We start from the raw sequence: 24,167 nt of genomic DNA, 5'->3' as shown, positions 1-24,167 counted from the left end.
TACAAAATTCTTATAAAATAAGAAATAAACACACTTATTTAATCAAATAAATATAAAACATTTAAACATCAAATATATACAACTTTTTTATTAGCATAATTTTATCATTATTAAAATAACTATCCTCTCGTTATTATATTCTTGTATACAATCAAAAGAGATTTTATCTAACAAAAAGTAATTCTTCTCTCTTATATACTTAGGAATAGTTATCACTGAAATAATCCGAGGAATTTATCCAATAGTTATTACTACTGACCACTTAAATTATTCAACAAAAAACACTTCAAAAAGTCTCCTTTTATGCTTTTTTTGTATATTCGACGAATGCAAAAGAATTGTCAAAAAGATTTTTTACCACTATACTCTAAGGATAATGTACTACTTACTTGGATCTTCAATATTTCTGGAGGTGCGCTGCTAGTGAGCTTATTTATCTTACTGGCTTTGTTGCCCTTATTGGTATCAACGCAGATCAAGACATTGGTCATTATAGGTCTATTCTACTATCCTATATGGGCTATAGTATTATATCGCTTTTATCGTTATATAAAAAGTAAAATGGCTGTAGCCATAAGAAATATAAAAATAGATGATCAAGGTATCCACTTTTCTAAAAAAGATGGAAGTACTGCTGAAATTCTTTATGATCAATTAGGGCATTCTTACCGTTCAGAGTACTATGACGTATACTTAGTACCTGTAAATAAGACATGGAGGCTAGCTGTAGGAATAGACGGCGTTCAAACTGAAGTTGTATTTGACGGCGCAGATGTTGGGAGCGTATATCAAATCAAAAATGCAAGAGCGTTAAGAGCAAAGTTTATAGAAGGTATTGTTCGCTTTAGACCTGATTTAAAAATAGACCCTTCTATATTTAAAGAGTTTAGTATTCATCCTCAAGACTTCACCTTTGATGGAAAAAGATATATGAAGCATATAGGACAAGGAGTACTTATCATAAGTGGCATCCTCGTAGTCAGTGTATTGCTTGGGCTGCTTATTATTAAATTGTCTTAAAATCATGATTACTATCTAAAATATTTTTCACAATACCCCACGCTTATTTTTTAAAACTATAATAGATAAACACTGCACTGATAAACATCAATAGCGACGCTAATAAAAATGGAGCTCCTGAAAACTCAAAAGGTGCACTCTCGTGAGTGAAATAATAGAATAAGTTAGTCATAACAGGTGGACCTATTATAGAAGTAACACTCACTAAACTTGTTAAGGCTCCTTGTAACTCACCTTGTTGATCAGAAGGTACACTTTTACTAATTAAGGCTTGAAGAGAAGGGCCACAAATTCCCCCTAAAGAATACGGTATTAAAAAGACTAACATCATCCATCCTTGATTTGCAAAAGCAAACAATAATAGTCCTAATGCATAAAATAAAAGCCCTAAATAGATACTTTTTTGCTCTCCTAATTTAGGCGCACTCCATCTAATCAATACTCCTTGTACCAATCCAATTAACAATCCTAATATCCCTAATGAGATACCCACTAGCCTTTCTGTCCAACTAAACTTATACATCGTAAAGAAATGCCAATTACTCTGAACTGCATGTAGTCCAATATAGACGAACACTAAAGCAAATACTAGATTGGAGATTTTAGGATGTTTAAATAAAAACTGAAAAGAACCAATCGGATTAGCACGTTTCCACTCAAATGACCTTCTCTTACTCTTATCTAGACTCTCAGGAAGCATAAAATACCCGTAAAGGAAATTCAGAAGACATAATACAGCTGCTACATAAAAAGGCACTCGCGCTCCATAATGTCCTAATAAACCTCCTAAAACAGGCCCTATTATAAACCCTAAACCAAAAGCAGCTCCTATTACCCCGAAGTTCTTTGTTCTGTTCTCATCAGTAGATATATCAGCAATGTATGCACTTGCTGTAGAAATACTAGCTCCTGTCAGTCCTGCTATAATACGACCTACAAATAACCATCCTATAGAAGGTGCGAGAGCTAATAAGATATAATCTATCGAAAAGCCAAAAAGAGAAATCAGTAAAATAGGTCGTCTACCATACTTATCACTAAGATTACCTACTAAGGGAGAAAACACAAACTGTGTAAATGCATAGGCGAAACCAAGCCATCCACCGTACTTAGCGGCTTCACTAATATCACCTTGAATAAATTCACCAATCAGTTTCGGAACGACAGGAAGTATGATACCCCATCCTGTTATATCTAGCAATAGGGTAATAAATATAAACCCTACTGCTGCTTTTTTATCTGTTTTTTTCATGTGGTAAAAGTAAACAGAGTGACAAAACAGGGTATTGACGATTTAAGAGGTTTTAGGTACTATTTCTAAGCCTCTTGATATTACTCTTCCTCTCGATATAACTTAGGAGACATTCCTGTATTTCGTTTAAAGTATCTACAGAACACGCTAGTGTCTGTGAACTCTAATTCATTGCTAATCTCTTTTATTGATAAACTTGATGATTTAAGCAATGTTTTAGCATGCAATACTAATACATGATCAATCCATTTCAAAGTAGATTTACCCGTATTCTGTTTTAGAAACGACGAGAGGTACTGTGTACTTAAATGTAGTTTATCTGCATAAAACTGTACATTTCGTTGCTTGTGAGCATATGTAGATACCAAAGAGTAAAAGTTATCGATGATTTCGTGTGTTCGATTCTTCGTTTGGTTTTTAGTATTAGGCACATCTTGATATTTTTCGATAATCAAATTAATCAATGCCATAACAAGATGTTTGAGCATTTCTATTTTATTAGAACTTTGCTTCTTATTGTATACTTTTTCAATAAGCCTGATTAACTCCTGTTGTAAGAGAAGCTCTTCGGGATCTAATCTTATAATCGGTTGCCAACGAATCTGATCATTCATTACAAATTCTCTTAATATGGGAAAGGTTGAAATAAAATCCAATGAAAGACCAATAGTTACTATTTCTGCATCTTCACTTAAAGACTTTGTCTCTATCATAACCTGTGGAGGTATAACAGCGACATCTCCCTCTTTGACTTCATACTCAGAAAAGTGTATCTGAGCTTTCATTGATCCTTTTAATACAACACCTAACAACAGTCCTTCAAATAGACGACTATGTTTCTTATAGTTTTGATTTGTCTTACTGTATTGATGAAAAACAACAATACCATCTATCTTCCTTGCCGCATCAAGATCATATAGTTTATAAACATTATCAAGGGTTATAAATACAGCCATATTCACACATATTTTTAAATCTTCAAAAAAGAAGTACCTCCCTCCTTTTGATGACAAGTACCTTTATCCTTCACTATTTAATGTATCGTTAATCACATTACTTACACTATTTATCTTTAATTTTATCTCTATGCTTTTGGCCAAACTCTATTAAAGATTCTAAGACAGGATAACTCTCTAGAGCGTGCTCAGTAAGACTATAAGATACTGTGATTGGTTTGGTTGAGTTAACCGTTCTAGTAATTAGTAAATTATCCTCCAACTCCTGCAGTTCTTTAGACAATACCTTAGGAGAAATTCCCTTTGCGTGTTCTTGCAAGTCTTTAAATCGCATTACTCCATTAGTACGTAGATGATTAAGAATACAAAATTTCCACTTGCCACTAAGTAATTCAATAGCATCTCTTAGTGCTAAAATTGTTTGTTTAGATACTGTATCGTTTTTTCTTGTTGCCATTGTTTTAGTTACTATCCTTGAGGTAAGTCATAGCAAATATAAAGGAAGCACATCTTAGATTTGTTGAAATTCTAAAAAACAATCAAATGAAAGTATCCTTAATCGCAAATATTTCTATCAATGGAAGAATATTTCTATCAGACAACCCTGCTTACCAATTGACACCAGAGGCCTTAAGTTTCTACCTTGAACTTGCACATCAGATTGGGAACTTAGTTATTGGCATGAAGACTTTTCAAAACTTTCAAAAGTCACCTCAAAAGGTTAAAGATCTTTTTAAGGGGATAGAAATAATTGTACTCTCTAATAATACACATCCCCTTATAGAAGGTTACACCTTTATTAATAGCCCTGAAGAAGCGATAACCTATATGGCTACAAAAGGAATTACAGAACTAGCTATTGGTGGTGGAACGGGTACTTACAACGCCTTTATAGAGAAAGAACTCGTAACTGATATTTACTTTAATATCAACCCAATCATTATAGGGAATGGTGATCTTTTAGGATTGTATGATAAACTAAACACTAAATTTGATATTGTAACTCATAAAGTAAGAAGTGGTTTTCTTCAATTACATCTAACTAAGTCCAAAAGCTAAAATTACATTAGACACTAATTGATATAAAAATAATAAGTTGTCTTATTGGCCAACATTAGAGTTGAATAATCGGTAAGAAAAAGACATTTTTTCCCTTACCGATTATTCAACAAAAACAACAATTCTTTCTCGTTATTTACTCTATATTTATGTATCCGTTATAAATCAACTTATAGTTCATATGTACCCAATAGAACATATCATTCGTATCGATAAAAAAAGTAAAATGCCTATCTATAGACAAATTGCTATATCAATTATCAATGCAATAAAAAATGGATACCTAAAAGCAGGAGATCAACTCCCAGGAAGTAGAGATTTAGCAAATTCTTTAAACCTTCACAGAAAAACTATAATTGCAGCTTACGAAGAACTGTATACACAAGACTGGATTTCTATGTCACCTCGAAAAAGAGCAACTATATCAGAGTCCATTCCTAATCTCAAAGCATCAAAGTGGGAAGAATTCTCTAGTATAAACTCCTATGATATTGACTTTAATTTACCATTTAATCAATACCATGATGTAGATCACTCTGTAGAAGAAAACACAGTTATTCCAGATATTATTATCGATGACGGTTTTCCAGATATTAGGCTTTCACCAATAAGTGCATTATTAAAGACCTATCGCTCTTATGTTACAAGAACCTATTCAATTAAAAATGCTAATCTTGAAAACCCACAGGGAACCCTCGCCCTAAGAGAACAACTTGTCAATTACCTATCCGAAACTAGAGGGCTTATTTTCTCTAAAGAGAATATTCTTATTACTCATGGAGCCCAAATGAGTATTTATCTATCAGCACAATTATTACTCAATAAAAAGGCAAAAATTGTTGTAGCTAAACCTAATTACCCAAAAGCTAGTCAAACATTCAGCAATACTGGAGCGAAAGTGTTAGAAATAGGAATAGATGAAAAAGGACTAAAAACAGACGAACTGGAGTCACTTTGTAAAACAACAACAATAACAGCTGTTTATGTTATTTCTCATCATCACTACCCTACTACTGTCACTTTAAGTGTTGACAGACGTGTGCACCTCTTAGAACTTTCTAAGCAATATCACTTCGCTATCATAGAAGATGATTATGACTTTGATTATCACTATACAACTCCTCCATACCTTCCATTAGCTAGTGGCGGGCATAATGGTAATGTTATTTACATCGGTTCATTTTCTAAAATATTAGGACCATCCATTCGTATAGGTTTTATGGTCGCTCCAAAAAACTTCATTCAACAATGTGTTGAACTAAGAAAAACAATTGATGTAGGAAATGATGCCTATATGCAAAACTCTTTAGCTAGCTTGATTAAAGAAGGAGAATTTACAAGGTATTTTAAAAAAGCTAAAAAGTTTTATCAGGAAAGACTAGAGTTATTAGATCAACTATTAAAAAAGGAACTGAACAAGTATATTTCTTACACTTTGCCTACAGGAGGGATGGCAGTATGGATAAAAGTAGATAAACAATATCCAATATCAGCAATACAAAACCTATCCAAATTAAGGATTAAACATATTAGTAAAGAAGAGAATGCTTTTAGATTTGGATTTGCTTCTTTAAACGAGAAAGAAATCCTTCAAGCTATTCATATTCTGAAAGATCATTTTATCAAACATCAATAAATGCAATACCTCGTGAGAAGTTGCACACGAGGTATTCCATTTATAGCATAGTTAAAGTTAAATATAGAGACTACATTTTCTACTCACAACACACGGTCTCTAGAATTAGTGATTCTATATTTAGAAACAATTACTGCTATTATATCTAAGATTACCTAGAAAACATAGGATAATCTTTCATCATATTTTGAATTTCTTGCTTTATCTGTTTGTGTTTCGTAGCATTATCTTTATATATTAATACTTCATCAATAAAGTGCACTATTTTTTTCATATCTGCTTCTTTTAACCCTCTGGTTGTTACTGCCGCAGCTCCTACCCTAATACCAGAAGTAATGAAGTTCGATTTATCATCATAAGGAACCATATTCTTATTCACTGTAATCCCAGCGTGTTCTAAAATACTTTCAGCCTCCTTACCAGATATATCTTTATTTCTTAAATCAATTAATACTAAATGGTTATCCGTTCCTCCAGAGACAATATTATATCCGCGCAACAAAAAAGCATCTGCCATTACTTTCATGTTTTTTTGAATCTGATTAGCATATACCTTAAAATCATCTGTCAATACTTCATTAAAAGCCACCGCTTTGGCTGCAATAGTATGCATTAGTGGACCACCTTGATTACCAGGAAATACAGATGCATCTAGAAGACTAGACATCATTCTTAGCTCTCCTTTTAAGGTCTTATATCCAAAGGGATTTTCAAAATCTTTTCCCATTAAAATAACTCCTCCTCGTGGACCTCGCAATGTTTTATGTGTTGTTGTTGTAACAATGTGACAATGCGGTATAGGATTACTTAATAATCCTTTGGCTATTAACCCTGCAGGATGTGCCATATCTGCTAATAATATAGCTCCTACCTTATCTGCTATTTCCCTAAAACGACTATAATTAATATCTCTAGAATATGCACTTCCACCAGCTATAATCATCTTAGGCTTTTCTTTGATAGCTATCTCTTCAATTTTATCATAATTAAGTACCCCTGTTTCTTGATCTACTCCATAGAATGAAGGAACATATAATCTGCCTGAAAAATTCACAGAAGAACCATGAGTCAAGTGCCCTCCATGCGTTAGGTCAAATCCTAATATTTTATCTCCAGGTTTTAAGCAAACTGAAAAAACAGCAACATTAGCTTGTGATCCAGAATGTGGTTGAACATTAGCATATTCTGCACCATAAATCTCTTTTAAAGATGCAATAGCCATATTCTCTACAAAGTCAACATATTCACACCCTCCATAATATCGTTTATCAGGATATCCTTCTGCATACTTATTAGTTAATATAGATCCATTGGCTCTTAAAACATCCTCGCTAACAAAGTTCTCTGAAGCAATTAATTCTAAGCCCTCCCTTTGTCTTCTTTCTTCTCGTTTGATTAATTCAAATAAAATGTTGTTGTTGTTGTGCATAGTTGTATAAATTAGTTTAGCTATGATTACTAGTTTATAATCTAGATTAAAAAGCCTATAAACTAGTGTCTTATTATATATAAAAAGCAAAAGTAGCAGTTAGTAGCGTAGTAAGTTGGGGACAGATTTTTTATTCTTAGGCATCCAGATTGATCCTTTTAACAATTAAAGAGTTTAATATTTTTTATTCCTAAAAACAGTGCCATTACTTAGTTATGTTTTTTTATCTCAAATCATTTTAAGTACATTTAACCTTATTAAACTAAATAGACATGAAACAGTTTTCATATAAAAAAATAGGGATAATATTCTTATTACTATTTCAATTATCTTTAATTGAAGTATTTGCACAAACACCTTCAAAAATAGAACTAGAATATTTTACAATTGAAAATACCCCTCTTTATATTATCAATACTAATGATATTGATTTAGCTATACGCTATAAAAAAGGGCAAGGTATACCTATTGTATTTATACACGGTTCATGGGATGATCATAATTCTTGGTTACCAGTGGCAGAAGAGTTAATTAAAACTACTACTAATCCCATCATTTTATATGATAGAAGAGGACATAGTGCTTCTTCTCCAGATAAAGAACAAGGTACAATATCAATGGATGTCCAAGATGCCGTTTCCCTACTCGATGCTTTACAGATTAAGAAAGCTCATTTTATAGGACATTCTTATGGAGCAAATATCACAATTGAACTAGCCAATAATCACGCTGATAGAGTTGAGAGTATTGTTTTATATGAACCTCCTATTTTTGGGATGCTTAAAGGACAAACTGAATACAAACAAATTCTATCAGAGGTACAGAATGAAATGCAAAAAAGTAAAACTTTACTTGAACAAGGACACATTGAACAGGGAACCTTTAATTTTATTGAAAAAGTAGCCTTTGGAAAAGGTAGTTGGTATTCTGTTTTTGATCAAAGAGCCAGAAATACAATGACAGCTAGTTACACTACTTGGCTTGATCAAGCTAATGATCCTGAAAGGTTAAATATAAAACCAGAAAACCTTAATCAATTTAATGGTAAAATAACACTTATTACAGGATCAGATTCTATCTTAGTATATACAGCTGTTGCAAAAACAATAAAACAGAAAGTTAATTCAATAGAATTACAGACTATTCAAGGCGCAGGTCATGGAGGACTTATTTCTCACCCCAAACAAACTGCTCATATGATTACTACACACTTAAATCAATTGTAATAATATAATCAGAGTTCTCTAGCTTAAAGCTGTTTTTACAACTCTTTATAAAGTTTAATTTACTACATTTGGAGTATTGCATTTTATAAGAGTTAACTATATCAAGTAATCCAGATGAAGAGATTATGGAAATTAGAAATTAGATTAGAGAATACATCTAATAAGGCTTTGTATTTACAAATAGCTGACGCCATCATTGATGACATCAAGAAAGGAAGGCTAAAAAAAGGAGATTTACTACCTAGTACGCGTACACTCTCTACTCTACTAAATGTCAATAGAAACACCGTAGTACGCGCACTGACTATCTTAATTACCGAACAATGGCTGGTATCAGTAGAAAGAAAAGGAATTTTTGTAGCACATACTATTTCGCAAGATAGTCCTGTAAAAACATTGGAGCCTTTATTAGAAAGACAAGAAACAGACCTATTACTGAACAATAATATTGTCTTTGACAATGGCTATCCTGATAGTAAAATAGTTCCAATAGCAGAACTGGCACGCGCTTATAGACAAATTTTTAATAGAAGTGCTAAATGGCAAATGATGGGATATGGAAGCGAACTAGGCGATTCTAAATTCATTACTCATATTGCTAATATGCTCAATCATCAAAGAGGGATGAATGTAGCCGAAAAAAATATTTGTATTACACGTGGAGGGCAGATGGCTATCTTTATGATCGCTCATTCCCTATTAACTAAAGGAGACTATATACTAGTCGAAAACCCTGGGTACAATTCTGCTTGGGAAGCTTTTAAACATGCTGGGGCTAATCTTATTCCTATTCATGTAGATGACCAAGGAATAGTGACTAGTGAGATTATAGAACAGCTAAAAACGAATAAAAGAATTAAAGCAATTTACCTAACCCCTCATCATCAATTTCCAACAACAGTCACCCTTAGTCTTAAAAGAAGATTAGAAATAATCGAACTTTCTAACCAATACGGTTTTACTGTCATTGAAGATGACTATGATAATGAATTTCATTATAATACAAGACCCATTTTACCCCTTTGTAGCCATATTAACCTAGAAAATTATATATACATAGGAACTTTAAGTAAGGTAGTCGCTCCTTCTCTTAGAATAGGTTACTTAGTGACTAGTAAGACCTCTTTAATAAAGAAAGTAAGTAAACTAAGAAAGATAATTGATATTCAAGGTGATAGAATAATGGAGCTAGCTATACTAGAGTTAATCAAAGAAGGAATTATTAAAAAACATATCAAAAAAGCAACAATTCATTACAAAGAGAAAAGAGATTACACCTATAGCTTATTAAAGCATTATTTAGACCAATCCACCCATTTCACCTTGCCAGAAGGAGGTCTTGCTTTTTGGATTAAACTCAATAGGACTATAGATTTTAAGAATTTCTGTGCTCTATTAACCAGTAAAGGCGTTGATATAGTAAACCCTAATGAGTATTATCTAGACCACTCTAGTAACGGATTAAGAATTAGCTTCGGTAGATTAACTAAAGAAGATTTAGAAAAAGGAATAAAAATCATTGCAGAATGTTTAACCCAGATTAAGCATTAGCCAAATACTGCAAAGCAATTCTACTTCATATCTCTTTCATTTCTTCTAAAACCATACTACAGTATGCTTTTTTCTTGAATTCAGAGCTATTTTGTATAATTACTTTTCGTTTATATGTCTATCGCTTAATCTGGGTTAAAATCAAGAGCTACATTCCTAACTCTATTGTGTTTTTCTAATTCAGCATTTTTATTCCTTCTTTTAATATTGTCTCTACCTATGATAGGTGATCCAGTTCCTAATGACGCTTATTGTGGCTTACACTTTATAAATAACGCACAAGATAATACATCCCCCAAGCAAAGATTACAATAATGGTTGTCCATACCCAAAAGGGAATACTCTGAGGAGTTTCACTACCTACAACTAAAAAAGTCTTTTGATCACCTTTTCCATAAGCATTAATGCGTATAGACAATAAACCATCTACCACAGCCTTTTCCTTTATTCCTTCTATATCTATAGCCGGGCCATTCTTTACTGTAAACGGAATAATTCTAATCCCCTCTTTTCCCGTATGATCTTTACTTACAATTTTTAAGGTATGATCCCCATCCACTAATTTATGCGTATCGAGTTCGAAATTTACAGGTGTTTCGAGCTCTGCAATAGGTTGATGTTCATCATCAATAAAAATGAATACTCTACTTCTTTGCTCCATCTAATAGGTCGTTTAATACAGTTCTTTTAATGTGTTCTCTAGATTCTTCTCCTGGTTTTACTAACCATTTAATAGAGAAGATTAACGTAGCTAAAACCAGAATAGCAATCACCACTATAATAGTGTAATCCCATTTACTATCAGGTCCTACACCATGTACAACTCCTTTTAGTAATTTAGGTTGATTGCGTTCACAAACAGGACAAGCATAAATTACATTGGCAAGTAATAGTCCTATTATAGTAAGAATCCTTTTACAATTTACTTTCATTATTTATCCTTTATTTGGTTGATATAATCCATGATCTGTTTTACTTCTTCTACTGTTACCAAGGGAGCTTTATTTCCCCAATTATTGCGCTCGTAGTTAACTATTGCAGTAACTTCTTCCTCCGTCCAATTCGCATTAGTACCTACCGCAGGCATTACCCCATACTCCTCTCTAGCATCATATCCATTCATTATAATATCGACAAATAGTTGGAGGTTATCTCCAGTAACAATAGCACTGTTTTTTAAAGGAGGAAACGCACCAGAGAGTCCTTCTCCATTGGCCTGATGACAGGCTGCACAATTATTCATATAAAGGTTTTTACCATCCAAAGCCGTTTTAGTCTGCCCTGTAGTTACTCCTTGTGTAACATCTTGTTCTTTAGGATATAAAAACTCAGGAGTCATAATCGTTCCAGGCAATGGAGTCTGCTTTAAAGCTTGCAGATATGCAACTAAATCTAAAGCGTCTTGAGTAGCTACAATCTTTAATTTCTTATCCCTTAAGAATGTCTCTGGTACACTGACTACAACATCCTCTTTATCAGGAGACTCTTTAGATGTAAACAGAAAAGAATACGAAGGCATAATGGATTCTTTAACGACAATACGAGGATTATAAAGATGAACTAAATGCCAATCTAGACTAGGTTGGCGTGTACCTATATCTATAAGATCAGGACCTGTTCTTTCTGTTCCCATCAGCGTAGCAGTATTCGTCCAAAAATCAACTCTTTTATTACTCGCATAATCTGCAGATATAGAAGGTCTACTCCCCCATTTTCTATCCATTTCTACATTTCTAACTTGCTGACTATGACAAGCTACACATCCATTAGCTATAAATATATCTTTTCCTCTTTTCTCTGATTGTGTTAGAGGGATCGCATCAGGTAAAGGATGTATTTTAGACTGATTATCTAGGGCTGGTAGAATAGCTACAAATAGTGTTAGAATCAAAAATAAAATAGTTGCTATTACATAAAGTTTTTTATGGTTGCTAAATATATCCATATCTACTAATTATTAAATATTTTGTCATTATCTACGCTATCATCAGCTAGTTTCTCAAAGGTTAAGTCTACCCTATCTAAAGAACCGGATTCGTCTTTTTGAATCATCTTATAAAAATTATAGACAAAGAATAAATGAGATAACCACATTAGACTTCCTCCAATAGCTCTCCATAGCCAATAAGGCATCATAAACTTGACACTCTCTATAAAGGCAGAGTCTTCCATCCACATTAAGCCTCTTAATGTTCCCCCGTACATTAAAGGGATTGAATAAAACAACAATCCTATTAAGGCTAACCAAAAATGAGCTCCGATTGTAATCTGTGGCGCTTCTTTACCCGTTATTTGTGGTACTAATGCATATATAGATCCCCATAAGAGAAAAGTGATAATTCCATACATCGTCAGATGAGAGTGAGCCACTGTAAAGTCTGTAAAGTGCCAAAGCAGATTTGTAAATCGAAAGGATTCTGCTGTACCTTGCAAAGAACCCGTAAAATAGAACATAATACCTATTACAAAAAACGGAATGGTATAACTATCCTTGATTTTATACCAAACTCCTTTAAAGGTTAAGAAAAAATTAGTTGTACCCGCTACTACAGGAATAACCATTCCAACACTAGCTACAATAGCAACAGTCTGTAACCACCATGGTATAGCACTAAAAACAAAGTGATGGGTTCCAATTAATGTATAAAACAATATCTGGCTCCAAAAAGCTAATATTCCTAAACTGTATGAATATATTGGTTTATTAAGTTGTTGTGGCAGAAAGTAATATACTATTCCTAGAGTAAAAAGCATAAACCACATCCCTACTGCTTGATGCATATAATACCCCTGCACGATTGTCTCTCCTAGACCATCTTGCCAAAAAGGTAAATATCCAACAACAGCTACTATAGTAATAAAGATAACGGCAGCAACGATATACCAATTAGAAATATAAATATCCTTATCCGTTCTATTGGCTATAGTCTTTAAATAGCATCTAAGCGTAAAGTACAACCCTAAAGCAAACAATAACATAATAGGCCATATATACTCTCTATACTCTCCTCCTCCATTGTTTACACCAGCCATTAAACTAATAGACCCGATAAAAACGGAAGCATTAATTAAAACAAGTGAATACCATCCCCATTTAATATTGACCAAGTTTGTATTACTAACTCTAGGTACGATATAATACCCCAATCCAATCATCCCTAAAGAAGCCCATCCCCAGAATACAGCATTAGTATGCACGGGTCTTAGTCTTCCAAAGCTAAGCCAACTACTATGATCTATATCTGGTGCTATAAATTTAATCCCTAAATACTCCCCAATAGTGGTACCTACAATTAACCAAAAGCTAGCTGTTCCTAAAAACCATAAAATAAGTTTAGCCAACCCTGGGTCTATATCTACCTTGACAGAGTTTCTTTTCTTATTAGCAACAACGGGTGCTAGTTCAGTCTTTGACAACGAAATCAACCCCTTTTGATCTTGAATTAAACTTTCTCCTGAGAGTTCTTTATTGGACAATGAAAACCCTAGGGCAATCTCTCGTTTTTTTAAAGAGTCTGACTCCTCTTCAGACAAATGCTCTAAATACTCTTTAAATTGTTTTGTATGCTGATCCTCTAGCTTATTTTTTTGCACACTAATAATATTGGAAATTTTAATAAGCATAATTACTACACCTAATAGAATAGGAATTGAGATTAGAATCAAAATAATGATAATCCCTGGCTCTGTTAAAAGAGATGGTTCTGTTGTTTTGATATTACTCTGTGCAAAAAGATTTGATGCAGAAATAAAGAAAATAAACCCGATCAGGTATTTTAACTTTGTACTTTTTAATAAAACACGGATTTGACGTTTTGTAAGGCTTGTGATAGATATCTTTACTAAATTTGAATCTAATTCTTTGTTTAAGTTATACAACTTATCAAGATAAGATGCCTTTAAATATAATGATCTAAAAAAAGCACCCAGTAGCACTATTAGAATCAAAACGATAACAATAAAGATATCTTGGTTATTAACCCTAAATTTTAAAGGCTCCATATTGTTAGCCCAAATCGCTGTTGGATGGATAAAAAGTAAAAAACTTATAAAAATAGACCACGGAGCAAAAGACAGTATTTTCATTATGAGTATTATTAAGTAAGTAAACCATACACCTAGTTTATAGATAATCGTGTTGGCATACCATGTGTTTAGTATTTATTATCTAAAGCCAAAGGTATTGTGCTCCCTCATGAAAGAGATGGTACAGATTAGAGATAATAACATAGACCAAGTAAAGAGATTGAGGAGAAAAACAACTACTCTATTGGTGCTTTAAACGATATAATTCTTTATGAGCTTTTTTAAAAGAAAGAGGTACACCAGCACATAAAAAAAGCCCGATAACGAGTGTTATCGGGCTTTTCAGCGGAGAAAGAGGGTTAGCCTCTTTATACCATATGTTTTATAAATAAGGATGCTCACTTTTTTAATAGTTTGTCAGGCGTTATAAATTGGAAATACATATAGCTTTTCTGCAATACCATTTTAATAATTATTGCTCAAAAACTTTCTTTGTCTTTCCCTATCTCCACTTCTTAAGCACGATTCAATTTGTTCATTTATATAGGTTTTTATAGGAATCAACTTTATTCCCACATCTGATTTATTTGTGATTTCCAATAAGTTTCTCCATTCTGAAGCTTGAATGTCTCCAATAATTACATCTCCAGAATAAATTCCGCCATTTCCTCTCCACATTAACCTGCTAAAAGTTCCTTTATCTTGATTTAATGATATGAATAATAGAAAAATTTCTTCAAACAATTCTTTTCTTGTGTGTCTGATTAGATCAACAACAATTTGCATCTTTTTGTAATTGTTATTATTATTGATTACATATTGTCTAATGAAATTATCTGCTCTCAATGTATGTTCTTCTTTAAGATTTGTAAAGAAAACATTGCAGTAATGCTCCAAAATACCAAAGTATAAATCTTTCTCAATAACTAAGTCAAATACTTGGATAAGCGTATCTTCTATATTATCTATATTCCATACATAACTCATATTACTATGGTCGCCACTGAGGCTATGTCTTTCAGTGGAAGAATATAGGCTTTCAACAAACTCAATTAAGAAATTTTTATCAACTCTTAATATTTGCAAAAATCCTTGTCCTTGATAATCAAAATGATGTTGAATAAGATTTTGTTGGATATAAGCCTTTTTAATCAATTCAAAATCTTCTCCAAGATTTTCAAAATGTTTACTGAACAAATCCATCCAAACTTGTAATCTTGAACCTTCCCTCTCGTTCTTTTCAGTAATTAATTTTAAAATTAACTGAAATAGGTTTGGTCTAACTTTTAAAAATCGAACAAGACTGTCAAAATGAATTGTATTGGGTTTATTCATTTTTGAAATTGTATTAATTAATGAATCGGCTAGTTCATTAGTAATTAAAGGATCATCTATATAATCATAAAATGATAATTCCCAAAGCTCTTTATTTTCAAATTGTGATTTCTGAATAAGTTCCCAAATTTGATTTACAGAATCTTTAACTTTCAAATGATTTCTAAAGGTAACTCTTGGAACATAGTTAACTTGATTATCATTTTCAATTACTTTTTTTAACAAAAATAGGCCTATTTTTAGGTCTTTTGAGCAATTTTCATCAATAACAAAATCTAGTGCATTATTATAACTCCAATTATTTTCTGTTGAATTCTTAAGTAAAATGAAAGTATTATAAAAATCGTTGATTTCGTCCTCGCAGGATAAAATGAATGAACTTCTTATGTCCGCCTCTTTTAATCGGTCATATTCACGAAAATCTTCAAATTCATACATTTCCTTATCTCTAAATCTGCCCCAATCAATTTTCAAAAAAGCTAAATATGTTCCATTAACAAATTTGTTTGTTAAATTTGAAAATTCAGGTAAATCTAAATCGTTTCTTCTAAACCATCTTATTTGGTTTTGAACATATTTACAATGTTCAAAATTTTCATTAATTAAATGTTTATCAATTATATTAACTACAAATGGAATATCGAATAACATAATCTCTTTATTAACATCTGGATGAATTCTTGAATAATTTTTTAAAAGACTAAAAGCCAAACCTGGTCGAGAGTCAAAACTACTTTCTAAAGTATTCCAAATTTTAGTTCGGAATTCCTGAATAGTCTTATTGTTTGGAATGGGATATTGATAGTGAACAAAACTATTATTTCTTCCTCCCTTAAATTGCTGAAATTCATGAGAAAGAAAAGTCTTAGCAAGTTCGTAAAAGGATATAGAAAGTAACTCATCATTATTTTCAACACCTTTTATTAGAATGTCAAAAAGAGTTCTTTGTCTATAAAAGTTGGTGTATTCATCATCTCTATCAAAAATCAACAATTCTCTAATTTTATGTATTAATTCGGGTAATTTATCTGATTTACGTGATACATACTCAAATAACAATTCAATTGAATCCTTTAAATTCTTACTATTAAGACGAAAAAAATTCCCTAGTAATTCAATGATTTCATCTTTGTTATAATTGAACTGATTTGTTTTATAAAAAGTATCATATATAGTTTCTTCTGCTTTTGGAAATGTTTCTATTTGCTGATATGTAAACTCTAAAGTTTGGTCTTGTAAATAAAACCAAAATGAATTGAGAAAATCAAAAGATTTATTGCTATCAGAACTAATGTGTTGCCAATAATTTACCAAGTCAGGTTTAATTTTGTCCATTACATTTTGTGGGCCGAAAGTATTATTGGCAGGAATTATAGTATCTGTAAATCTATGTTTATAATTCTCAAAGTAGTTGTTTAAGAGATTACTGAATGAAAGTAAATTATCTTTGATAAATGCCTTATAAAAGAAAAAAGTCGCAAGATTTTGCTCTGGCACTTTCACGTGCTCAAATTGAATTTCCACCAACTCTAATTTGTCGAGAGTATCAATTATATCAATAAAATCATTATATGAAACATCGAACTCTTTTAAAATTAATTCCGTTACTTCTCTATTTTTATATGGAATGGTATAAAAAAAAGCAATTAGTCCAAGACATTTTATGTTTAATGGGTTTTCAAACTCGCCATCATCTTTGATGAAAGTTGAAAAATACTTTTCAAATAAATCAGATACATTATGAAGGGCATATAAATTTTGTTCTTGTTTAGCTAAAAATGATGTCATTATAGCTAATCTTGGATTTCCATCAGAAATTCTAACTATTTCTTTGTGGTAATCAGGGTTTAATATTTCAAATGGTTCAGCTTTTATTATGTCAATAATTTGTTCATCTGATAGTTTATACAAGTCTATTCGTTGAGTTGAAAATTCTTGACATTTTCTACCAATTTCTTGAAACGCATAATCCCTAACTGTAATTATTATCTTAAGTTTTCCCTTTCTATTGGCTTTGAAAAAACCTGTTATTTGTTCAAATGCATCAATTCTGTTTGCATCATCCACAAAAAGTATATAATTCTTGTCTACGTCAAAATATTGGTACAAATCGTCAAGTAGAGTATGACTTTTGTAAGAAACACAGTAAGCCTGAAAAGGATCGTTTTTTGATAAATAATTATTTATAGCTTCAAGTGCTAACTTTGTTTTTCCAACTCCTGGCGATCCTGTAAGAATTATAAAGTCGTGACTATCTATTGCATTATTTAATTCTTCGAGTTCTGTTTCTCTATGTAAAAATGTGTTGTTTAATGGCGTTGCAATACCTTTTGAAGCTCTATCATACTCCTTGATGAAGTTTTCTATTGAAACTATTTGACCAGTATCTAAAGGTAGTCCTAAATAATGATGAGCTAAATCTCTATGATTCAAGTGAAGTTCTAAAGCTAGTTCTTGTAGCATCAAATAACGAATTTTAATATCAGCTTTATAGGCCTGAGCAAGTGTATTTAATTCAGTTATTTGATTTTGGTCTATGTTCCAATTGAAACAAAGAATGATTTCTTGAATTTTTTCAACAGGAATTTTTGTCTTGATTGGATCAAAACAAGCTTCTATATCATTGGCAAGCTTGTTTTTTGTACTTGTATCAGTTGTTATTTCAGAGTACAAAAAATTTCCGTTAGGTAATTGGAAGAATGTATCAGGGGTTCCTTTTGTTGTCTTTTGTTTCCCTATTTGACTGCCTGTCCTAGAAATAGCTAAGTAATTATTATTTCTAATAGTTAAATAACTATCGCAAAGTTCTTGAAAGACAGTTCCGTTAATTTCTTTCAGTCGATTTTCTATTGTTTGCAGTCTACTCATATTAATTATTTATTTCGAACTTTGGTAAAAAACATCTCTTTTGTTTTTTTGAGTTAGCTTTTGTGTTGGGAAAAAAATATGTTGTTTTGGCGGCTAACATCTTTTCTCATGAAATACAACTATCTATTTTATGAAAAGATCTATAGTGATATTTCAGATTCAAACATATTAAAACTTTCTTTAATCCTATTACGGAAATCCGTAAACCCCTCAATATTTTGAGTCTATCTACTATTTCAACAAAAAAGTTAATGACTTCGGAGTAGTTTTCCTACCCTCTGCAAGAGCAAGTAATTTTGATGGTACGAATGTAACTTCAAGTGCCTAAAAATTCTATACTTTTATTGCTATGACACAACTAATTAATCTATTGATTATCAAACGTTATTAGCAGTGGTCGCATAATTATCGCATACTGGTCGCATACTGGTCGCATAATTTTGCGCCTTTTTGATGCGAACAGTATGCTATCAAACTACTATCCTTGTTCCATCATTACATTTCACTATATTGACAGGCTGCTTTTTGTCTGTCTTTATCACTCTCTCTTATGTTTATGAAGATAATTGCCGATACTTTGGTAAATGTCTTTGGAAAATAGACTGAATGAGGTGCTGTAGAAGTTTGGAGTTGTAGATGGCTTTTATGCAATAAACAATTGATTAAAAGGACTTATTACATTTTTTCTTACTTTTACTTAATGACAAGTCTGTTGTTAAGTAAATACATTATCTCAAGAATTTTTTAATCTAAAAATGAATACCCCATCTTTACCTCTTCAAGTTACCCAAGCCACAGAGTTTCTTATCGATACTTTAGGGGAAACTCTTCAAGGGATTTACCTTTATGGTTCTTATGTAATGGGAGGATTACAGCATAAAAGTGATATTGATCTTTTTGTCCTTGTTAATCAAACTTTATCTCTAGAAATAAAGAAAGTACTCATAGAACAATTACTTGTACTATCAGGAGAAATTGACAATAACCAAGGTAAACGATATTTAGAAGTAACCATTATAAACCAATCAGAACTAAGTAGTTTAGAATTTCCTCTATATAGGGAATTTCAGTATGGTGAGTGGCTAAGAGAAGAATACACAAAAGGATACATTCCTGAGACTGTAAAGGATGAAGACCTTACTATCTTACTTAGAAAAGTAAGACTAAATAGCTTAACTCTATATGGAAAAGAAGCCACCGAAGTAATACCTACTATCTCCGATACGGTATTTAATAAGGCTATTTTATCCTCATTACCTAATTTAATAAAAGAAATAGAAGATGATGAAATAAATGTGATTCTTACACTTTGTAGAATGTATTATTCTGTTCAAACTGGGGAAGTAATCTCAAAAGACAAAGCAATAGATTATTTACTGCCTATTGCACCTGATGAGTTTAAACCTTTACTCCTTAATGCTAAAGCTGTTTATTTAGGAGAAAGCAATAATCTTCAAGATACAGATGTAGATTTATTACATCAGTTTAGTGCTTTTATGACAACATTAATAAAAACAAAAAATGAAATCAAATCACAAAACACCTGGTATTAACATGGGATTGATCTAATGGTGAATTAAGGTTAACTTTTTCTATTCCTCTAAAGCTAACTATATTGACTTTTATTCTTAATTTTATTCAATTAGAGCAAAGCCCAGACACGCTAGTGACAAGCGTAGAACCCAACACTGCGAAAAAATGAACAGAATAAACGAACTGACAAGAACGCGAGCCAGTAACAAGAGCTTTACAAAGTAGCGAGGGTTCTTCTAAATTCAAAACTTGTACTTCGTTTACCTATTTATAAAGTTGTAATGAGCTTGTTGTATTTAGAGCTATTTCAATGGTGTGCTGCGTACAGCTTAGAAAGAGTTCTTCTAATTTTTCTATACCTACGAGAAATAATAATATACTAAAAACCACTTCTGTATGGAGTATTATTCATTTCTTTTAAAAGAGAAGAAAAGTAGTAATAAAGATAATAAACTAACTACTAAACTAAGCATTTTCAGATTTCCTATATTATCTATTGTAAAGAAAGCAGGTGAATAAAATGATGTAATATTAAAAACCATGTGCCATAAAACACATAAACTTATGTTTTGAGTTTTATTATATATCCAGAATAAAAATATACTTGAGATAAATGGTATAATTAAAGGTATTTCACCAAAAATATGTGTTAAACTAAACACAAGAGAAATGAGAATAATAGAAACAACTCTCTTATGTTTCTCTGTCAAAAATCTAAACCAATATTTTCTATACAAAAGTTCTTCAATAACGGGACTTAGTACAAATAAACCAAACAAACTAAATGCAGAATATTCATAACGTTGTTGCATTACATAATTAAATTCATCTCCTCTAGCATAAATAGCATTACCTAAAAAAGCCAAAGAGATTGCCGTTACTATAAGTAAAGTACAATTCAATAAAGAGCACCTTATTTTTAAAAAGCTATTATAATCCTTATACTTAAATATAAATAGAGTAAGAATACTAATTGTAAAAACATCTATAACTTTAAAAACAAAACCTGCACCATAAATAGCTATAACAAAAAACAAAATAGTATAGATTATCAATAATAGTATACGGTTATACTTAGTTTCAAATTTCATATTCATATTTAAAGGTTTTTATAATGATATTTTATAAGTCCTACTGCCACTTCTGCAGAATAACTATACTCAGATATAATCTTTCATGGTAAAGCTTTTCAGCACCATAAGAGAATGGAAATCTATTAATAGAATTCATAATTCCATTGATTACAACTCCAACACTTATACCAATTAAAACAGAAATAACCTCTCCATTTGGACCTGCATAAAGTAACGGATTATTTAATACATATCCATATCTATGTGTTAGTATTGTCTTGCACAAAGTTATCAGGTAACCTATTTATGGAAGGTGCACTTTCGGTGCACAAGCACATAAAAAAAGCCCGATAACGAGTGTTATCGGGCTTTTCAGCGGAGAAAGAGGGATTATAACCTATATAATCATAGAGTTTTTTAAGGCGTTATTTAACTAAAAATCAATAAGTTAAAATAAAGCATGTTTTATAAAATGTGATTGAATAGTATATGATAGTATAAAAATTGGGTGTATATTTGGGTGTTAACACCTATCATCATGACTATAAAAAGAAAAGTAACTTTCGCTATTGAAAAAAGAAAAAAGGACAATATTCTTGTAGTTGAGAATGTTCCTATCAGAGCTCGTGTTGTGTATAACGGCGGACGAGTTGAGCTCTTTACGGGCTATCGAATTGATGCATCCAAATGGGATGAACATAAAGAAAGAGTCCGTAATGGTTGTACCAACAAACTTAAACAAAGTTCATCAGAAATCAACACAGCAATTAGTGAACTATCTACAATCATTGATAGAATCTTTAAAGAGTTTGAGCTAAAGAATGAGATGCCTTCTTTTGAAATCTTTAAAGATGAAGTAAAACGATACTCAGATAAACAAACAATATCTGCTACAGAAAAGAATCTCTTTACTGCTTTTGATGAGTTTGTAAAAAGTAGTGGTAAGCGCAACGATTGGACTGATGCTACCTATACTAAGTTTAACACCGTTCGTTCACATCTAGGTAACTTTAAGAGTAATTTTCAGTTCTCTGATATCAATGAGAAAGTACTCCTTGATTATGTTACTTTTCTTAGAGAAAAGAAGCTAATGAGAAACAGCACCATTGACAAGCAGATTAGCTTTTTAAAGTGGTTTTTAAAATGGTGTAGAAGTAACAACTATACTATCGCTTATAACTTTGAAAGCTTTAAACCCAAGCTTAAGGAAACCTCTAAGCGTATCATTTTCTTGACTCAAGAAGAACTAGAGAAAATCAAGGCAAAAGATTTAACTGACAAACCTTATTTAGACAGGGTGCGTGATGTCCTTCTCTTTTGTTGTTATACAGGGCTTAGATATTCAGATGCTTATAATCTTACCAAACAAGACATCAACAATGATGTGATTGAGTTTGTAACCAAGAAAACAAACGATCTTCTACGAGTGGAACTAAATAAACACAGTCGAGCTATTTTAGATAAATATAAAGATGTACCTTTTGAAGATGATAAAGCACTACCTGTGATCTCTAATCAAAAGATGAACGACTATGTTAAGACACTTGGTCAAGAAGTTGGGATAGATGAACCTATTAGAGAAACATATTATCAGGGAAATAAACGAATTGATGAAGTAAAACCTAAACATGAGCATCTTAGTACTCACGTAGGAAGAAGAACCTTTATATGTACTGCTTTATCTTTGGGAATACCTGTACAAGTAGTAATGAAATGGACAGGACATTCTGATTATAAATCTATGAAACCGTATATTGATGTAGCCGATACAATCAAAGCTAATGCAATGACTAAATTTGATACGATATGAGCGATACAACTTCTATTAAGCTAAGCAAGTACTCTAAATCATTAGATAGGCTTTTAAATGAGCTAGAAACAGATAAGTTCACTAATGATATTTGGCAATGTTATAAGCAAGAATCTTATACTATCGTTTATAAAGATCTTGATTCAATAGATTTTGAAGTTTTACTTATTGAGCTTAGAAATAACAACTTCTCAAAAGAAACTTTATATAACATCGTTTCAATTATAGATAAGCTTAATTTATTGTTCGAAGAATATAATACTCAAATACAAAGCTTAGACTTATATAAACTATATTACAAGGTTTATATATCACATCTCTTTGATGACAAGATTAAACTCGCTATTGAAGATTTAAGACATGTACAAGAGAGGGAAATTCCTTTAGAAGCGCCTAAGAATCTTAACGAAGTAGATATTGAATACTTTAAAAATGAACTAGAGAAAATTAGAAATGAAAAGCTTCTATTTAAAAAAGAGAATATTCATCTGCTAACTGACTATTATAGTTTGTTTAAAAGTCATATCAGTAAAGCTAAAGGTTGGATTATAACATACTTTCCAGAGGAACGACTAAACTTAGATGATGATATTTTTACAAGTATGCAAGTTAACCTTCTTTATGAAGAGTGTATCTTGATGCAATGCTTTACGACTAATGATTTGAGTTTTGAAGATTTCTATCTAATTTTAAATAGAAGAAAACCTAAAGTTCCCTTTACGCAATCTTTCAAGCAAGTGACCAAGTTTGCTAAAGAGTTAAAGCCATATACAGATAAGGTTGATAAACAAATTAAAGATCAATGGAGAGAATTTGTCTGTACTGAGCTTAGTTTAAATCTGAATACGATTAAGTCTTATGGACATAAAACGAAAGAAGATTAGAATTAAAGTGATTGTAATCTATTAAATTCTATTATTTATTTTGTAGAAAACCACTATAAATAAGTCATATTTAAGGTACAGCTTCTATTATCTTATTACTTAAAACTTGAACTAAATTTGAAGTACTCCATCTTGTAGACATACAAAGATTATAAAATACCTATTGTATTATATTAACTAATAAGTCAATAAGTAAAGAAAGTTAGATTCTATGCTTTCATACACAACAAGATGATAATTTAAATCCCTATTTTGTGAGATATTAAATGTTTATTCATATTTTTGAAAACGATAAAACAAGTTCAATAATGAATCGAATAAAAGATGTTTTAGAACAAAAAGGGATTAAACAAAAATGGTTGGCTGAGCAATTGGGTAAGAGCTATAATATGGTAAACTCATATGCTCAAAATAGGCGACAACCAAGTATAGAAGACCTATACAAAATTGCTAAAATCCTTGACGTTGAAGTAGCAACATTATTAATTGAAAGTAAAGCATACTAAAAT

The 24,167-nt window shown here is 31.5% G+C and carries 20 protein-coding genes; 9 read left to right on the top strand and 11 right to left on the bottom strand.

Going from position 1 to position 24,167, the window contains the following annotated elements:
- Positions 1-303 precede the first annotated feature (303 nt).
- Positions 304-1,020, top strand: coding sequence for a hypothetical protein (locus MODO_RS05725; protein WP_039329621.1), 717 nt, complete (start codon positions 304-306; stop codon positions 1,018-1,020).
- A 43-nt stretch (positions 1,021-1,063) separates the two neighbouring features.
- On the opposite strand, the gene MODO_RS05720 is transcribed toward MODO_RS05725, so the two are convergent.
- From MODO_RS05720 to MODO_RS05710, 3 genes are all read right to left on the bottom strand, one after another.
- Positions 1,064-2,272, bottom strand: a complete 1,209-nt coding sequence (locus tag MODO_RS05720; protein WP_039329623.1) for a TCR/Tet family MFS transporter — start codon at positions 2,270-2,272, stop codon at positions 1,064-1,066.
- An 80-nt stretch (positions 2,273-2,352) separates the two neighbouring features.
- A complete protein-coding gene (locus MODO_RS05715; protein WP_039329625.1) occupies positions 2,353-3,228 on the bottom strand; it encodes a helix-turn-helix domain-containing protein in 876 nt (291 codons plus the stop codon).
- A gap of 106 nt (positions 3,229-3,334) precedes the next feature.
- The gene (locus tag MODO_RS05710; RefSeq protein ID WP_006260122.1) at positions 3,335-3,685 is read right to left on the bottom strand and encodes a winged helix-turn-helix transcriptional regulator; all 351 of its coding nucleotides are present in this window, start codon (positions 3,683-3,685) and stop codon (positions 3,335-3,337) included.
- Between the two features lie 86 nt (positions 3,686-3,771).
- On the opposite strand from MODO_RS05710, the gene MODO_RS05705 reads away from it, so the two are divergent.
- Both MODO_RS05705 and MODO_RS05700 read left to right on the top strand, forming a co-directional pair.
- Positions 3,772-4,287: a dihydrofolate reductase family protein gene (locus MODO_RS05705; protein WP_039329627.1), complete on the top strand. Its 516-nt coding sequence runs from the start codon at positions 3,772-3,774 to the stop codon at positions 4,285-4,287.
- 181 nt (positions 4,288-4,468) lie between these two features.
- Complete coding sequence (locus MODO_RS05700; protein ID WP_200888296.1) at positions 4,469-5,923, top strand: aminotransferase-like domain-containing protein; 1,455 nt, start codon at positions 4,469-4,471, stop codon at positions 5,921-5,923.
- A 151-nt stretch (positions 5,924-6,074) separates the two neighbouring features.
- Here the strand turns inward: MODO_RS05700 and glyA are convergent, their stop codons facing one another.
- Positions 6,075-7,352 carry a serine hydroxymethyltransferase gene (gene glyA / locus MODO_RS05695; protein ID WP_039329629.1) on the bottom strand — a complete coding sequence of 426 codons (1,278 nt, stop codon included), beginning with the start codon at positions 7,350-7,352 and terminating at the stop codon, positions 6,075-6,077.
- 272 nt (positions 7,353-7,624) lie between these two features.
- Between glyA and MODO_RS05690 the strand changes: the two genes are divergently transcribed.
- Positions 7,625-8,578 carry an alpha/beta fold hydrolase gene (locus MODO_RS05690; RefSeq protein WP_039329630.1) on the top strand — a complete coding sequence of 318 codons (954 nt, stop codon included), beginning with the start codon at positions 7,625-7,627 and terminating at the stop codon, positions 8,576-8,578.
- A 114-nt stretch (positions 8,579-8,692) separates the two neighbouring features.
- Entirely contained in the window at positions 8,693-10,129 is a 1,437-nt protein-coding gene (pdxR, locus tag MODO_RS05685; protein WP_039329632.1) for a MocR-like pyridoxine biosynthesis transcription factor PdxR, read from the top strand.
- A 265-nt stretch (positions 10,130-10,394) separates the two neighbouring features.
- On the opposite strand, the gene MODO_RS05680 is transcribed toward pdxR, so the two are convergent.
- The 5 genes from MODO_RS05680 to MODO_RS05660 form a co-directional block, all read right to left on the bottom strand.
- On the bottom strand, positions 10,395-10,790 hold the full coding sequence (locus MODO_RS05680; protein WP_006260115.1) for a hypothetical protein: 396 nt from the start codon (positions 10,788-10,790) through the stop codon (positions 10,395-10,397).
- A complete protein-coding gene (locus tag MODO_RS05675) occupies positions 10,774-11,061 on the bottom strand; it encodes a hypothetical protein (protein ID WP_039329634.1) in 288 nt (95 codons plus the stop codon). The genes MODO_RS05680 and MODO_RS05675 overlap by 17 nt, the downstream gene beginning before the upstream one ends.
- Positions 11,061-12,074, bottom strand: coding sequence for a cbb3-type cytochrome c oxidase subunit II (locus MODO_RS05670; protein WP_059050924.1), 1,014 nt, complete (start codon positions 12,072-12,074; stop codon positions 11,061-11,063). Before MODO_RS05670 ends, MODO_RS05675 begins: the two co-directional genes overlap by 1 nt.
- 5 nt (positions 12,075-12,079) lie before the next feature.
- A complete protein-coding gene (locus MODO_RS05665) occupies positions 12,080-14,215 on the bottom strand; it encodes a cbb3-type cytochrome c oxidase subunit I (protein WP_059050922.1) in 2,136 nt (711 codons plus the stop codon).
- A 405-nt stretch (positions 14,216-14,620) separates the two neighbouring features.
- Complete coding sequence (locus MODO_RS05660; RefSeq protein WP_059050920.1) at positions 14,621-18,358, bottom strand: nSTAND3 domain-containing NTPase; 3,738 nt, start codon at positions 18,356-18,358, stop codon at positions 14,621-14,623.
- Between the two features lie 755 nt (positions 18,359-19,113).
- Here MODO_RS05660 and MODO_RS05655 point away from each other — a divergent pair.
- Positions 19,114-19,911, top strand: coding sequence for an aminoglycoside adenylyltransferase family protein (locus tag MODO_RS05655; RefSeq protein WP_059050918.1), 798 nt, complete (start codon positions 19,114-19,116; stop codon positions 19,909-19,911).
- 384 nt (positions 19,912-20,295) lie between these two features.
- Here MODO_RS05655 and MODO_RS05650 read toward each other — a convergent pair whose 3' ends face one another.
- Positions 20,296-20,988, bottom strand: a complete 693-nt coding sequence (locus MODO_RS05650) for a CPBP family intramembrane glutamic endopeptidase (RefSeq protein WP_016649322.1) — start codon at positions 20,986-20,988, stop codon at positions 20,296-20,298.
- A gap of 34 nt (positions 20,989-21,022) precedes the next feature.
- Complete coding sequence (locus MODO_RS19180) at positions 21,023-21,250, bottom strand: hypothetical protein (protein ID WP_144964297.1); 228 nt, start codon at positions 21,248-21,250, stop codon at positions 21,023-21,025.
- A 252-nt stretch (positions 21,251-21,502) separates the two neighbouring features.
- On the opposite strand from MODO_RS19180, the gene MODO_RS05645 reads away from it, so the two are divergent.
- The 3 genes from MODO_RS05645 (at position 21,503) to MODO_RS05635 (ending at position 24,164) form a co-directional block, all read left to right on the top strand.
- The gene (locus MODO_RS05645) at positions 21,503-22,774 is read left to right on the top strand and encodes a site-specific integrase (protein ID WP_059050916.1); all 1,272 of its coding nucleotides are present in this window, start codon (positions 21,503-21,505) and stop codon (positions 22,772-22,774) included.
- Entirely contained in the window at positions 22,771-23,658 is an 888-nt protein-coding gene (locus MODO_RS05640) for a hypothetical protein (RefSeq protein WP_059050914.1), read from the top strand. The genes MODO_RS05645 and MODO_RS05640 overlap by 4 nt, the downstream gene beginning before the upstream one ends.
- A 308-nt stretch (positions 23,659-23,966) precedes the next feature.
- Entirely contained in the window at positions 23,967-24,164 is a 198-nt protein-coding gene (locus tag MODO_RS05635) for a helix-turn-helix domain-containing protein (protein ID WP_059050950.1), read from the top strand.
- Positions 24,165-24,167: the final 3 nt, after the last annotated feature.

This window comes from Myroides odoratimimus (assembly GCF_001485415.1).
GTDB lineage: Bacteria > Bacteroidota > Bacteroidia > Flavobacteriales > Flavobacteriaceae > Flavobacterium > Flavobacterium odoratimimum.
The sequence above is the reverse complement of the archived record's forward strand: the minus strand, read 5'-3'. Positions and strand labels throughout refer to the sequence as shown.

Bases quoted from the DNA above. Each gene is read 5' to 3' on its own strand.
- glyA (WP_039329629.1), bottom strand. From the start codon at position 7,352: ATGCACAACAACAACAACATTTTATTTGAATTAATCAAACGAGAAGAA.
- MODO_RS05690 (WP_039329630.1), top strand. From the start codon at position 7,625: ATGAAACAGTTTTCATATAAAAAAATAGGGATAATATTCTTATTACTA.
- MODO_RS05720 (WP_039329623.1), bottom strand. From the start codon at position 2,272: ATGAAAAAAACAGATAAAAAAGCAGCAGTAGGGTTTATATTTATTACC.
- MODO_RS05640 (WP_059050914.1), top strand. From the start codon at position 22,771: ATGAGCGATACAACTTCTATTAAGCTAAGCAAGTACTCTAAATCATTA.
- MODO_RS05680 (WP_006260115.1), bottom strand. From the start codon at position 10,790: ATGGAGCAAAGAAGTAGAGTATTCATTTTTATTGATGATGAACATCAA.
- MODO_RS05660 (WP_059050920.1), bottom strand. From the start codon at position 18,358: ATGAGTAGACTGCAAACAATAGAAAATCGACTGAAAGAAATTAACGGA.
- MODO_RS05645 (WP_059050916.1), top strand. From the start codon at position 21,503: ATGACTATAAAAAGAAAAGTAACTTTCGCTATTGAAAAAAGAAAAAAG.
- MODO_RS05635 (WP_059050950.1), top strand. From the start codon at position 23,967: ATGAATCGAATAAAAGATGTTTTAGAACAAAAAGGGATTAAACAAAAA.
- MODO_RS05650 (WP_016649322.1), bottom strand. From the start codon at position 20,988: ATGAATATGAAATTTGAAACTAAGTATAACCGTATACTATTATTGATA.
- MODO_RS05700 (WP_200888296.1), top strand. From the start codon at position 4,469: ATGTACCCAATAGAACATATCATTCGTATCGATAAAAAAAGTAAAATG.
- MODO_RS05670 (WP_059050924.1), bottom strand. From the start codon at position 12,074: ATGGATATATTTAGCAACCATAAAAAACTTTATGTAATAGCAACTATT.
- MODO_RS05710 (WP_006260122.1), bottom strand. From the start codon at position 3,685: ATGGCAACAAGAAAAAACGATACAGTATCTAAACAAACAATTTTAGCA.
- MODO_RS05675 (WP_039329634.1), bottom strand. From the start codon at position 11,061: ATGAAAGTAAATTGTAAAAGGATTCTTACTATAATAGGACTATTACTT.
- MODO_RS05665 (WP_059050922.1), bottom strand. From the start codon at position 14,215: ATGAAAATACTGTCTTTTGCTCCGTGGTCTATTTTTATAAGTTTTTTA.
- MODO_RS05655 (WP_059050918.1), top strand. From the start codon at position 19,114: ATGAATACCCCATCTTTACCTCTTCAAGTTACCCAAGCCACAGAGTTT.
- MODO_RS05715 (WP_039329625.1), bottom strand. From the start codon at position 3,228: ATGGCTGTATTTATAACCCTTGATAATGTTTATAAACTATATGATCTT.
- MODO_RS05725 (WP_039329621.1), top strand. From the start codon at position 304: ATGCTTTTTTTGTATATTCGACGAATGCAAAAGAATTGTCAAAAAGAT.
- MODO_RS05705 (WP_039329627.1), top strand. From the start codon at position 3,772: ATGAAAGTATCCTTAATCGCAAATATTTCTATCAATGGAAGAATATTT.
- pdxR (WP_039329632.1), top strand. From the start codon at position 8,693: ATGAAGAGATTATGGAAATTAGAAATTAGATTAGAGAATACATCTAAT.